Here is a 13,045-nt window from a genome sequence, read left to right on the forward strand (position 1 = left end):
GCCCCGGTCACAGTGCACGCTTCCGGGGGCCCGGAACCTGGGCGTCCGATTCCCGCAAATAGAGGGGTGTTGAGTCGAGGAGTGCCTGTCCCGAGGCGAGCCGGGCCAGCGCGAACTGGCCCAGGGCTGCGGCATTGGGCTGGGTCCTGGCGAAGTCCTCGTCCGCCTTGAGGACGTCCGCGTACAGACCTGCGCCGGCGCCAAAGACGGGAAGGTCCGGCAGTTCCGCGGCGAAGCCCACCTGCGGCCCATCCACGAGTTCGGGAAGCCGCCCATCGGCCACCGTGTACCGGGCCCAGTAGACCTCTTTGCGCCGGGCATCGGTGGCAACCAGGAACTCGGAGACCGACGCCGTGGATTCCGCCACTTCAAGGGCAATCGCGTCCAGGCTCATCAGCCCGTGCAGCGGCTTGTTCCACACAAAAGCGAGGGTGCGGGCAGTGGCAATACCGGAACGCAGCCCGGTGAACGGGCCAGGACCCACCCCGGCGACGATCGCATCAATGTCAGCTCCCGTGACACCCGCCCCAGCCAGGAGCTTCTCAATGCCTGGGGCAAGGACCTCGGCATGGCTGCGGGTATCCTCGGTGGCGAAGGAATCCACCACGCCCTCCATGGCGTCATCCGAGATCAGGGCTGCGCTGGCAACAGCGGAGGTGTCAATGGCCAGGATAAGCATCAGTTGCCTCCTTCTTCGGCAGGGCGGGATTCTGCTTCACCCAGCAGGTGGGGTGCTCCGGCCCAGCGGGGACCGAAGCCCCGGAACACAATGGTGCGGGGCTCGTCGTCGTCTTCGGTGTCAAAGTCCAGGACGCCGCCGGTAGCTGCGGTGTTGGTACCGCCCACCGACCTGTGCAGATCGATTTCCAGGCGGCTGTCGGAGAGATGCTCCACCCGGTCCCTGCCCCACTCCACCACCGTGACAGCGGAGTCCATGGTGTTCTCAAGATCGATGTCGTCCACTTCCGCGGCCGAGTCGAGCCTGTACGCATCGACGTGGACCAGGTCCGGACCGCCGGGCCGGGGACCATCAGGAAGGTTCGGGTGGATCCGGACAAGGACAAAAGTGGGCGAGATGATTCCTGCGCGAACGCCCAGTCCTTCCCCGAGCCCTTGGGTAAACGTGGTCTTGCCCGCACCCAATTCCCCGGTCAGGACCACGAGGTCCCCCGCTTCAAGCACCCCACCCAGCGCCGCGGCGAGAGCGTGGGTCTGGTCCGCCGTCGTGACCTTGACTGTGCGTTCCCACTGGGGTTGGTTCACAGCGCCGCCGTCCCGGCGTCGACGGCACCAGCAGGCGCCGCTGGTAGGGTGGCGAGCTCGTTGACGTAGCTGCGCGGAACCCGGGAGCTGATGCGCGTGACAATCTCGTAGTTGTTGGTTCCTGCTGCGGCTGCCCAATCGTCCGCCGTCGGACCGCCATGGGCACCGTCCCCGAACATGACAGCTTCGGCGCCTTTGAGGGCATTGGCGGCGTCGGCTGTCAGCGGGCCAAGGTCGATCACCATCTGGTCCATGGCGATCCTGCCCACCACCGGGTAATTAACCCCGTTGACGCGCACAGGGCCGCCAGTAGCAATGCGCGGGACGCCGTCGGCGTAGCCCAACGGCACAAGGCCCAGCGTGCTTTCCCCGGTGGTGCGGTAGTTCAACCCGTAGGACACTCCCTGGCCTTCGGGGACTTTCTTGCAGTTGGACAGGAGTGTGCGGACCGTCATTGCCGGATGCAGGCCAAGTTCAGCCGACGTGGCGCCCTCGAACGGCGAGAGCCCGTACACGCCGAGACCCACCCGGACCAGGTCGAAATGCGAGTCGGGGCGGGACAACGTGGCGGGCGTGTTGGCGATATGACGGACCTCGGTGTCCACCCCAGCGTCCTCGGCCATGGCGATCGCCTCACGGAAGACGGCGAGTTGCTCGTCGGTTTCGGGACGGTGCGGTTCGTCGGCCACGGCGAGGTGGGAGAAGATACCAACCACGCGCAGGAGCCCCTGGTCCTGGTAGTCCATTGCCTGGCCCAGCAACTGGTCCCAGTCCTCAATGGTGCAGCCGTTCCGGCCAAGCCCCGTGTCAACCTTCAGGTGAACCCGTGCCGGCCGTTCCTGTTCCCGGGCTGCAGCTACCACTGCGTCCAGTTCCCAGCCGGAAATTCCGACGTCGATGCCTGCGGCGACTGCCGCTTGGAAGTTGCTTTCCCGGGTGTGTAGCCAGGCCAACAGCGGCGCGTCCACCCCGGCAGCGCGCAAGGCGAGCGCCTCAGAAATATGTGCCACACCGAGCCAGGCCGCTCCGGCGTCGAGGGCGGCCCGGGCCACTTGGACCGCACCGTGGCCGTAGGCGTCGGCCTTCACTACCGCCATCACGGAGGCCGGCGAGGCGATGGCGACGAACTGACGAACGTTGTGCCGCACCGCGTCGAGATCGATCACAGCCGAACGTTCCAGCACCGCCGACTTTGCTATGGAGGCCCTGGACCCGATCCCGATATCTGCTGCTGCTTCGTAAGTCACCCTAGAGATTCTAGTAGTGCCAGTGAATTCGGGTTAACTGCCGGTGGCTGCGGACGGTGTCCCCGTCGCGTTACCGGGCGTCCGACAGGTGTGCGATCGTAGCGCGTGCCCGGCGTTGCGCCTCTGCAGGGATGTCCTTGACGATCGGTTCCAGAAATGCGAAACGACGGACCCACTGGCTGGACTGACGCTCCTTACGCGCGTTTGCCCGGTGCCACCAGTCGGCGATGTCACCCCATCCGGGCGCAGCCAGCGATCCTCCGACTTCCTGGACTGCCAGCGAGGCACAGAGGTTCGCGAAGCGCAGCCTGTCCCCCAGCGTCCACCCCGCAAGGCAACCCACAATGAAGGCCGCCCCAAAACAATCCCCGGCGCCCGTTGGGTCGGAGGCGGAGACCGGAAGGGATGGGACCCATTCCTCTTCCCCGGTTTCCGAATCCACTGCCACAGCCCCCTGGGGACCAAGGGTTACCACCGCAACAGGCACCCGGTCAGCCAGCGAATACAGGGCAGCCCACGGATCGGCCTTGCCCGTGAACGCCATCGCTTCGGGTGCATTGGGCAGGAAAGCATGGAAGTTCCCGAGTTGCTCGAGCCGACGCTCGGACCATTTGCCGGTGGGATCCCACCCCACGACGCCGAAGAGTTTGGTTCCCGCCTTCTTAGCGGCCATCATCCAAGGCTCCAATTCCTCACCCAGGTCCGCGACGGCGGCGAGCGCCTTGGGTGGCTGCCCAATCAGTTCGGAGGAGCTGATGGGGGCTGGGTGGCCGTGGGTGACCATGGACCTGTCCTGGTTCACGCACATGGACACCGTGACCGGGGAGTGCCAGCCGGGAATGGTTCGGGACAGGGACAGGTCCACGTGCTCCTGGCTCTCCAATATCTGCCAGTTGTAGTCGCCATAGCCGTCGTCCCCGAAGGTCGCGGCAAGGTTGGTCCGCAGTCCCAGGCGGGCGGCAGCGATGGCCTGGTTGGCCACACCTCCCGGGCAGCTTCCCATGCCTTCGCTCCAGACTTCCGTCCCGGGTTCCGGTGAGTGGGGCAAACCGGTGAAGATGATGTCCTGGAAAACCGTGCCGGTGAGGAGGAGGTCGCATTGGTGATCGCCGTCAGACCTTACGGCGGCAAGGGGGTCGTATCGTCGCTGGGGCATAGCGTCCATGCACGGCACACTACGCTGCACCCTCCGGGCTGCATAGACTCGGACCATGCGGCTCATGATCGCCGGTGGCGGCGGATTCCGTGTTCCCCTTGTGTACCGGGCTTTGTGCGCGGGCCCCTTCGCTGGGCTGGTGGACACACTGGTGCTTTACGACGTCGACGCGTTGCGGGTCGCGGCCATTGAGGCAGTACTCCGCGATATGCCAATCGCGGCAGGTTCCCGGCCCGACGTCGTGGTTTCAACGGACCTGGCACATGCGCTTGAGGGGACGGATGTGGTGTTCGCGGCGATGCGCCCAGGCGGAACGGCCGGCCGGATCGCCGACGAGCGCGTCGCCCTGGGCTTGGGCCTGCTGGGACAGGAGACCACCGGGGCGGGTGGGATTTCCTATGCGCTGCGCTCCATTCCCCGGATGCTTGAACTGGCAGATGCCATGCGCCGCCACTGCCCGGATGCGTGGCTGATCAACTTCACCAACCCCGCCGGAATGGTCACCGAGGCGCTGCGGCCGCTGCTGGGCGGGAAGGTGATCGGGATCTGCGATTCCGCTGGTGGCCTGGTGCAGCGGGCGGCCCGCGCCGCGGGGGCGCAGCTGGAGGACGGAAGGCTCGACGGCGTGGGCTACTACGGGCTGAACCACCTCGGCTGGCTATATCGGCTGGCTCCGGGCGGGACTGACCTGTTGCCCGGCCTGCTCAACGACGACCAGGCCCTTGGGTCCATGGAAGAAGGGCGCCTGTTCGGCCGCGAGGTCCTGAAAAGGCTCGGCTGCCTTCCCAACGAGTACCTCTACTACTATTACCGAACCGCGCAAGCTACGGATGCCATCCGGTCGCAACAGGAGACCCGCGGGGCCTCCATCCATCAGCAGCAAAGCTCGCTGTACCCGACCCTGGTGGAGTCCGGCCACGCCTATGCGCTGTGGGACGCCGCGCGTCGGACCCGGGAGGAAGGCTACCTGGCCGAAGCCCGCACCCATGGGGAACAACGGGACGAGGAAGACCTGGCCGGTGGCGGCTACGAACGGGTGGCGTTGGCCCTCATGAAGGCACTCTTCGGGGGTGGGAAGACCCAGTTGATCCTGAACGTTCCCAACTCTCCCGTGGCTCCCGCCGCTGGCCCGGCCACAGCGGATGGTGCGGTGCCCGGGCTCCCGGGGGACGCCGTCGTCGAGGTTCCCTGCGAGGTAACGTCCGACGGCGCCCTGCCGCTTGCGCAGGACCGGCCCGCCAGACAGTTCCTCACCCTGATGAAACGCGTCAAGGAGGTGGAGCGGCTGACCATCCGGGCTGTCCGGGAGGGCGACCGTGAATCCGCGCTCCGGGCCTTCGCGGCCCATCCACTGGTGGGTTCTGTATCGCTGGGCAAGGATCTGTTGGATCGGTACGAGCAGGCTTTCCCGGAACTGCGTGGTCTGTGGTCCTGAGGCCCTAGAGTTTCCGGTACATCACATGCAGTCCCACGTAGCCGATCTCCGGGTGGTTGAAGGCCTCTGGCACGGTGGCGAGGATGGTGAATCCCATGGACTGCCAGAGCCAGACCGCGCGGACGTTGCTCTCCACCACGGCGTTGTACTGCATGGCGTAAAAGCCTGCTGCCTTTGCTTCCACCAAAGAGTAGGTGCACAAGGCCCGGGCAATGCCCTTGCCGGAGTGTTTGGCCGCCACCATGTAGCCGGCGTTGGCCACATGGCTGCCGCCACCACCCTGGTTCGCATGGAACTCGCCGGTGCCCAGCACTTCGCCGCTTCCCTTGTCTACGGCCACGAAGGTCTGGCCGGGGGCCTCTTTGACCCACTTGGCCCGGGCTGAGTCTTCCGAGGTGTCGCGGTCCCAGGTGAAGGTTTCACCCTCCCGGATCACGGGTTCCAGCACGGACCAGATGCCGGGCCAGTCCGCTGCTGTTGCTTCTCGAATATCGAAAGTCTGTTCATCGGTCACAGCGGCCACGCTAGCAGCGTTGTCCACATAGCGGGGTTGCTTCAGCTCGGCCATGGCAGGCAGGAGTAGTGTTTTCTGCAGGGCAAACAGCACTTGCCCCGTCTTGTCAGGAGGAATGCCATGCCATTGATTCGTCGCGTGGCATTCCTGTCGTTGCACACCTCCCCCATGGAGCAGCCCGGCGCCGGGGACGCCGGCGGAATGAACGTCTACGTGCGCGCCCTGGCCATGGCCTTGGCTGAGACCGGCGTGGAAGTGGAAATCTTCACGCGCTCCACCAAAGCCAACCAGCCCGCCGTCGAGCATCCCGGGCCAGGTGTCTGCGTCCACAATGTCATGGCGGGGCCCCGCCGGAAGATTCCCAAGGAGGAGCTGCCCGAACTCCTCCACCAGATGGTCGGGGAAATCGACCGGATCCGGCACGAACAACTCCACGGCCGCTACGACGCCATCCACTCGCACTACTGGGTTTCCGGCGTGGCAGGCCTCGAACTATCGGAGCTCTGGGGTGTTCCCCTAGTGCACACCATGCACACCATGGCCAAGGTCAAGAACCTCGTGCTCCAGTCCGGCGAGCGCCCCGAACCGCGTCGAAGGGAAGAAGGCGAACAAAGGATTGTTGACGGTGCTGCCCGCCTTGTCGCCAACACCCCCGCCGAGGCCGAAGAACTCGTCTCGCACTACGGGGCCGACCGCGACCGAATCGATGTAGCACCGCCCGGGGTAGACCTCAACGTCTTCACGCCGTCCTTCCGTAAGAAATCCCGCGCCCTCAGGGGAGTGCGCCCGGACAGTTTCCACATCCTCTTCGCCGGCCGGATCCAGCGGCTCAAAGGTCCGCAGGTGTTCGTGAAAGCCGCCGGAATCCTGCGTCGGCGTCGGCCCGACATCGACCTCGAAATGACCATCCTGGGATCCCTCAGCGGATCGAAGGACTTCAACCTCACGCAGATCATCCACGACGCCGGGCTCGACGACGTCGTCACCCACCGGCCCCCCGTCGTAGCTCCCGAGTTGGCCAGCTGGTTCCGCTCCGCCGACGTTGTGGTCATGCCGTCCTTCAGCGAGTCCTTTGGGCTGGTCGCCTTGGAAGCACAGGCGTGCGGCACACCCGTAATTGCCACCAACGTCGGCGGACTTTCCCGTGCCATCTCCGATGGGCGCACCGGTCTGCTGGTGGATGGGCACGACCCCTCGGACTGGGCGGACGCCCTGGAAGACCTCTACGACGACGTCCAGACCCGCGAAGGCATGGGACGGCTTGCTGCCACCCACGCCGAGTCTTTCGGGTGGCAGCGAACGGCCGCGATCACCCTGGAGAGCTACCGGGAAGCTGTCAGCGGTTTGTTGGTCCCCCGGCGCTGAGTCCTCGCCGGTTTGACCCAAGGGTGCTGGTAGATTGTCGCGCACAGCGCAAGTACGTCCGGCCCGCAGCACCCCGTAAGGCCACAGCCAAAGGACATCGATGTCTGAACAAAAGGTCTTGAGTGACCTCGAGATTGCCCACAACGCCACCATGCTGCCCATTGAGCAGATCGCCGAACGGGCAGGAATCGCGGTGGACGCCCTGGAGCTGTACGGACCCTACAAGGCCAAGATCAATCCAGCCAAGCTCCGGCTCCCCCAAGGCAAGAAACCAGGCAAAGTGGTCCTCGTATCAGCGATGTCACCCACCCCTGCGGGCGAAGGCAAATCAACCACCACCGTGGGGCTGGCCGATTCCCTCGCCCGCGCAGGGAACAACGTGATGATCGCCTTGCGCGAGCCCTCCCTTGGTCCGATCCTGGGGATGAAAGGCGGAGCCACGGGAGGGGGCTACTCCCAAGTCCTGCCCATGGACGACATCAACCTGCATTTCACCGGAGATTTCCATGCCGTGACGTCTGCCAACAACGCCCTCATGGCATTGGTGGACAACCACATCTTCCAAGGAAACGCCCTGGGCATCGACCCGCGCCGGATGACCTTCAAACGGGTGCTGGACATGAACGACCGCGCACTGAGGGAGGTGGTCATCGGACTTGGCGGACCAACCCAGGGGGTACCCCGGCAAGACGGCTTCGACATCACCGTCGCCTCCGAAATCATGGCCGTGTTCTGCCTTTCCACGGATCTGGACGACCTACGGAGCAGGCTCGGTCGGATCACTTTCGGCTACACCTTCGACCGGGCCCCGGTGACCGTCGCCGACCTCGGCGTCGAGGGAGCCCTCACCATGCTGCTCAAGGACGCGATCAAGCCGAACCTCGTCCAAACCATCGCAGGCACCCCCGCGCTGGTTCACGGCGGCCCGTTCGCCAACATAGCCCATGGCTGCAATTCGTTGATTGCAACCCGCACGGCCATGGAGCTCGCCGACATCGTCGTCACCGAGGCGGGCTTCGGAGCAGACCTCGGCGCCGAAAAGTACATGGACATCAAGGCGCGCATCGCAGACGTGGCGCCCTCCGCCGTCGTAGTCGTTGCCACCATCCGCGCGCTGAAGATGCAGGGCGGGGTTCCCAAGGACCAGCTCGACCAGCCCAATGTCGAGGCCGTCGCGGCCGGCGTGGAGAACCTGAAGCGGCACGTCGGCAACGTGGCAAAGTTCGGCATCGCCCCCGTGGTCTCCATCAATAAGTTCGCCACCGACACCCCGGAAGAACTGGAATGGCTTCTGGCCTGGTGCGCAGCGGAGGGCGTGGACGCGGCAGTCGCCGATGTTTGGGGGCGCGGCGGCGGAGGAGACGGCGGGGATGAGCTCGCCACGAAGGTAGCCGCCGCACTGGCCCGGCCCTCGGACTTCCACCACTTGTACCCGTTGGAGCTCTCCGTGGAAGAAAAAATCCAGACCATCGTCCAGGAAATCTACGGGGCAGATGGTGTGGACTTCTCCGTACCGGCGCTCAAACGACTCGCCGAGATCGAGAAGAACGGCTGGTCGGGACTGCCCGTCTGCATGGCCAAGACGCAGTACTCCTTCACGGACGACGCCTCCAGGCTGGGCGCGCCCAAGGGTTTCAAAGTGCACGTACGTGATCTCATCCCCAAGACCGGGGCGGGATTCATTGTTGCCCTGACCGGTGCGGTGATGACCATGCCCGGCCTTCCCAAGGAACCGGCCGCCATGCGCATGGACGTCGACTCCGAGGGCAACCCCACGGGCCTCTTCTAGCCCGCCCCTACCCAGAATCCACCCGCCAAACGACAAGCGCCCCCGCTACCAGGTGTGTTAAAACCAGGTTGCGGGGGCGCTTGTTGCAGGCGTTCGGACTTTAGCGCTCGATGTCGCCGCGAATGAAGGCTTCCACCTTGTCGCGGGCGAGGTCGTCGTTGAACTGCTCCGGCGGGGACTTCATGAAGTAGCTGGAAGCGGAGAGCAGCGGACCGCCGATGCCGCGGTCCAGGCCGATCTTGGCGGCGCGGATGGCGTCGATGATCACGCCGGCAGAGTTCGGGGAGTCCCATACTTCGAGCTTGTACTCGAGGGACACGGGGGCGTCACCGAAGTTGCGCCCCTCGAGGCGGACGAAGGCCCACTTGCGGTCATCGAGCCAGGCAACGTAGTCGGACGGTCCAATGTGGACGTCGTCGGCGTGCAGTTCAGCCTCCACGTTGGAGGTCACGGCCTGGGTCTTGGAGATCTTCTTGGACTCGAGGCGGTCGCGCTCAAGCATGTTCTTGAAGTCCATGTTGCCGCCGACGTTCAGCTGGTACGTGCGGTCCAGGGTGACGCCGCGGTCTTCGAACAGCTTGGCCATGACGCGGTGGGTGATGGTGGCGCCGATCTGGCTCTTGATGTCGTCACCAACAATCGGAACGCCGGCCTCGGTGAACTTGTCAGCCCACTCCTTGGTACCAGCGATGAACACGGGCAGGGCGTTGACGAATGCGACACCGGCGTCGATGGCGCACTGCGCATAGAACTTGGCGGCCTGTTCCGAACCCACGGGCAGGTAGCACACCATGACGTCGACCTTGGCTTCGCGGAGCGCTGCGACGATGTCCACTGACTCTTCGGGGGCTTCGACGATGGTCTCGCGGTAGTACTTGCCCAAGCCGTCCAGGGTGTGGCCGCGTTGAACGGTGACACCGGTGGCGGGGACGTCGGCGATCTTGATGGTGTTGTTTTCGCTGGCGCCGATCGCGTCGGCCAGGTCCAGTCCAACCTTCTTGCTATCGACATCGAAAGCCGCGACGAACTGGACGTCATTGACGTGGTACTGACCGAACTCAACGTGCATCAGACCCGGGATCGTGGCCTTCGGGTCAGCGTCGCGGTAGTACTGGACACCTTGGACCAGCGATGCAGCGCAGTTTCCTACACCAACAATGGCAACACGAATCGGATGTGAAGACACGGAACTCCTTTGAGAAATAACCTCAGGTGCCAGGCGGGTCCCTGAGTATGTCCAGGGCGCGGCTGATTGGCACGGCGCCATTCGGCGCACACTTGCATTCTAACCAACACAGCAGGGACCGGTTTTGTTCCTTACCGGCCCCTGCTGTTTGTGTCAGTTACTGCTGGCTACTTCTGCGCCCAAAGGTTGATGTCGGATTCCACCGCGAATTCGTCGATCGCAGTCAGCTCATCCTGGGTGAACGCCAGGTTGTTGATGGCACTGAGCGTGTCCTCGAGCTGCGCAACGCTGGAGGCCCCGACCAGGGCCGACGTTACGGGCGAGCCCTTGGGCTGGTCGCGCAGGATCCAGGCAATGGCCATTTGGGCCAGGGATTGCCCACGTCCTTCGGCTATCGCCTTTAGCCCGCGCACACGGTCCAGTTTCTCTTCCGTCAGCGCCGATTCTGAAAGGAACCTTTCCTTGGCGGCACGGGAATCCGCCGGGACACCGTTGAGGTATCGGTCGGTCAGCATCCCCTGGGCAAGCGGCGAGAACGCGATGGAACCGGCCCCCACTTCGTCCAATGCCTCGTAAAGGTTGGGTGAGCCGTTCTCGGTCCAGCGGTTGAGCATGGAGTAGCTGGGCTGGTGGATGAGCAGCGGCGTGCCGAGTTCTTTTAGGATCCGGGCGGCTTCGAGCGTCTGCTCCGGAGTGTAGGAGGAGATGCCGGCGTAGAGGGCCTTGCCGGAGCGGACTGCGTAGTCCAGCGCGCCCATGGTCTCTTCCAGTGGCGTCTCAGGATCGGGACGGTGGCTGTAGAAGATGTCGACGTAGTCCAGGCCCATCCGCTCCAGCGACTGGTCGAGGCTGGCGATCAGGTTCTTGCGGGAGCCCCATTCACCATAGGGGCCGGGCCACATGTAGTAACCGGCCTTGGTGGAGATGATGAGTTCGTCCCGATACGGCTTGAAGTCGTCCTTCAGGTGGCGCCCGAAGTTCGTCTCGGCGGATCCGTCCGGTGGTCCGTAGTTGTTGGCGAGGTCAAAGTGGGTGACCCCAAGGTCGAACGCACGGCGCAGGATGGCGCGCTGTTCGTCGAACCGCTTGTCGTCGCCGAAGTTGTGCCAGAGGCCCAACGAGATGGCGGGAAGCTTTAGTCCACTGCGTCCGACGCGGCGGTAGGGCATGGTTTCGTAGCGGTTCTCCGCAGCCGAATAAGTCATACGTTCCATCCTGCCACTGCACAATCCGAGGGTGACGGCGCGTCCGCTATGTGGGCGCCGTCACCCTCGAATCAGGTCAGTTGACGCGCACGACGACGGCGCTACCGCCGGGGAGCGTCAATGTTCCCTCGTCCAGGACTGCTTCGTGGTCGGTAGCCAGCAGCATGGAGCCGTCCAAAGGTGTCGCGAGTGCTTCCTCGCCGAAGTTGCACACGACCCGCACATCGCCGCGGGAGAACTGCAGCCAGTGTTCCTCGTCGTCGAACTCAACGGACGTCTCGCCAAAACCGCCATCCACCAGCTCCGGCGTGTTATGGCGCAGCTGTGCCAGATCCCGGTACAGCTGGAGCAGGCGGGCGTGGTCCCCCTCTGCGGCTTCCTCCCAGTTGAGCTTCGAACGCTGGAACGTTTCGGGGTCCTGGGGGTCGGGAACCACCGCCGGGTCCCATCCCATGCGTTCAAACTCCTTGATCCGTCCCTCGGCGGTGGCTTTGCCAAGCTCAGGTTCCGGATGCGAGGTGAAGAACTGCCACGGCGTGGAGGCGCCATACTCCTCCCCCATGAACAGCATGGGAGTAAAGGGGGACGTCATGGTCAGCACTGCGCCGATGGCCAGTTTCCCGAAAGACAGCGAGGCGGTGAGCCGGTCGCCGATTGCCCGGTTACCGATTTGGTCGTGGTTCTGCAGGCAGACCACCAGCGCTGACGGGTGCGCCTGGTCGTGCCGGATAGGCCGGCCGTGGTGCCGCCCGCGGAAGCTGGAGTAGCTTCCATCGTGCAGGAAACCATGCTCCAGGACCTTGGCCAGTACAGCGAGGGAATCGAAATCCGAGTAGTAGCCGGTGGTCTCGCCGCTGAGGTTGACGTGGACCGCGTGGTGGAAGTCGTCGCTCCATTGGCCTTTCAGGCCGTACCCGTTGTCCTGGCGGGGGTAGATGAGGCGGGGGTTGTTCAGGTCCGATTCCGCGATCAAGGTTTTGACAATGCCCGTCTCGGCCTCGATCCGGTCCGCCAAGGCCCCAAATTCCTCCAGGATGTGGACGGCCCGTTCGTCGCGCAGGGCATGAACGGCATCGAGGCGGAGCCCATCCACGTGGTAATCGCGGAGCCACATTTCTGCATTTTCCAGGATGTAGCGGCGTACATCGTCCGAGCCCGGGCCGTCCAGGTTCACGGAGTCACCCCAGGTATTGCCCTCCCCCGATTTCAGGTACGGGCCATACTTGGGCAAATAGTTGCCACTGGGTCCGAGGTGGTTGTAGACGACGTCCTGGATGACGCCCAGGCCTGCCGCATGGGCAGCGTCCACAAACCGTTGGTAAGCGGCGGGTCCACCGTACGGCTCGTGGACGGCGTACCAGAGGACGCCGTCATAACCCCAGTTGTGGACGCCGTTGAAGCCGTTGACAGGCAGCAACTCGATGAAATCGACGCCGAGGTCAACCAGGTAGTCCAGTTTCCCCACGGCAGCATCCAGCGTTCCTTCCGGGGTGAAGGTGCCCAGGTGCAGCTCGTAAATGACCGAGCCCTTCAGGGCACGTCCCTTCCAGCCGGCGTCCTGCCATTGGTGGGCAGCGGGATCGAAGATCGCGGACAGGCCGTGGACGCCATCAGGTTGCCTCCGGGAACGGGGGTCCGGGAATGGCCCTTCTCCGTCGACGAGGTAACCGTAGGACACGCCGTCCGCTCCCTGTGCCACCGCGTCAGCCGGCGCGCGCCACCAACCGGAAGCGGCGCCGTCGTGCTGTTGTTCCATGTCGTACTCTTGACCGCCGGCGACCAGCCGCACCGAACCAGCGTTCGGTGCCCAGACGTCATAACGGTCTTTTCCAGCAGCGTGCTCCAGCATCATGCTCCCTTTAAGTGTTCAAGCGTGCATTGCAGT

At 64.5% G+C, this 13,045-nt stretch carries 11 protein-coding genes; 3 read left to right on the plus strand and 8 right to left on the minus strand.

The annotated features are described in order from the left end of the window. Window positions 1–7: 7 nt before the first annotated feature. The 4 genes from tsaB to J2Y68_RS08380 form a co-directional block, all read right to left on the minus strand. Window positions 8–679 (minus strand): tRNA (adenosine(37)-N6)-threonylcarbamoyltransferase complex dimerization subunit type 1 TsaB, encoded by a 672-nt coding sequence (tsaB, locus tag J2Y68_RS08365; RefSeq protein ID WP_309992114.1) that lies wholly within the window; start codon window positions 677–679, stop codon window positions 8–10. Further along, entirely contained in the window at window positions 679–1,263 is a 585-nt protein-coding gene (gene tsaE, locus J2Y68_RS08370) for a tRNA (adenosine(37)-N6)-threonylcarbamoyltransferase complex ATPase subunit type 1 TsaE (protein WP_309992117.1), read from the minus strand. Before tsaE ends, tsaB begins: the two co-directional genes overlap by 1 nt. Beyond that, window positions 1,260–2,510: an alanine racemase gene (alr, locus tag J2Y68_RS08375; protein ID WP_309992119.1), complete on the minus strand. Its 1,251-nt coding sequence runs from the start codon at window positions 2,508–2,510 to the stop codon at window positions 1,260–1,262. The genes tsaE and alr overlap by 4 nt, the downstream gene beginning before the upstream one ends. Window positions 2,511–2,580: 70 nt before the next feature. Continuing rightward, window positions 2,581–3,675, minus strand: a complete 1,095-nt coding sequence (locus J2Y68_RS08380) for a carbohydrate kinase family protein (protein ID WP_309992122.1) — start codon at window positions 3,673–3,675, stop codon at window positions 2,581–2,583. Between the two features lie 46 nt (window positions 3,676–3,721). On the opposite strand from J2Y68_RS08380, the gene J2Y68_RS08385 reads away from it, so the two are divergent. Continuing rightward, window positions 3,722–5,101: a family 4 glycosyl hydrolase gene (locus J2Y68_RS08385; RefSeq protein ID WP_309992125.1), complete on the plus strand. Its 1,380-nt coding sequence runs from the start codon at window positions 3,722–3,724 to the stop codon at window positions 5,099–5,101. Between the two features lie 4 nt (window positions 5,102–5,105). Here the strand turns inward: J2Y68_RS08385 and J2Y68_RS08390 are convergent, their stop codons facing one another. Beyond that, window positions 5,106–5,624: a GNAT family N-acetyltransferase gene (locus tag J2Y68_RS08390; protein WP_309992610.1), complete on the minus strand. Its 519-nt coding sequence runs from the start codon at window positions 5,622–5,624 to the stop codon at window positions 5,106–5,108. Between the two features lie 111 nt (window positions 5,625–5,735). On the opposite strand from J2Y68_RS08390, the gene mshA reads away from it, so the two are divergent. Together mshA and J2Y68_RS08400 are read left to right on the plus strand one after the other, a co-directional pair. After that, window positions 5,736–6,980 carry a D-inositol-3-phosphate glycosyltransferase gene (gene mshA / locus J2Y68_RS08395; RefSeq protein ID WP_309992128.1) on the plus strand — a complete coding sequence of 415 codons (1,245 nt, stop codon included), beginning with the start codon at window positions 5,736–5,738 and terminating at the stop codon, window positions 6,978–6,980. A gap of 100 nt (window positions 6,981–7,080) precedes the next feature. Further along, window positions 7,081–8,769: a formate--tetrahydrofolate ligase gene (locus J2Y68_RS08400; protein WP_309992131.1), complete on the plus strand. Its 1,689-nt coding sequence runs from the start codon at window positions 7,081–7,083 to the stop codon at window positions 8,767–8,769. Window positions 8,770–8,869: 100 nt separating this feature from the next. Here the strand turns inward: J2Y68_RS08400 and J2Y68_RS08405 are convergent, their stop codons facing one another. From J2Y68_RS08405 to treZ, 3 genes are all read right to left on the minus strand, one after another. Continuing rightward, window positions 8,870–9,955: an inositol-3-phosphate synthase gene (locus J2Y68_RS08405; RefSeq protein ID WP_309992134.1), complete on the minus strand. Its 1,086-nt coding sequence runs from the start codon at window positions 9,953–9,955 to the stop codon at window positions 8,870–8,872. Between the two features lie 167 nt (window positions 9,956–10,122). Next, the gene (gene mgrA / locus J2Y68_RS08410; RefSeq protein WP_309992136.1) at window positions 10,123–11,160 is read right to left on the minus strand and encodes an L-glyceraldehyde 3-phosphate reductase; all 1,038 of its coding nucleotides are present in this window, start codon (window positions 11,158–11,160) and stop codon (window positions 10,123–10,125) included. Window positions 11,161–11,236: 76 nt separating this feature from the next. Continuing rightward, window positions 11,237–13,009, minus strand: coding sequence for a malto-oligosyltrehalose trehalohydrolase (gene treZ / locus J2Y68_RS08415; RefSeq protein ID WP_309992612.1), 1,773 nt, complete (start codon window positions 13,007–13,009; stop codon window positions 11,237–11,239). Window positions 13,010–13,045 lie beyond the last annotated feature (36 nt).

Source organism: Paenarthrobacter nitroguajacolicus (assembly GCF_031455195.1).
Taxonomy (GTDB): Bacteria; Actinomycetota; Actinomycetes; order Actinomycetales; family Micrococcaceae; genus Arthrobacter; species Arthrobacter nitroguajacolicus_D.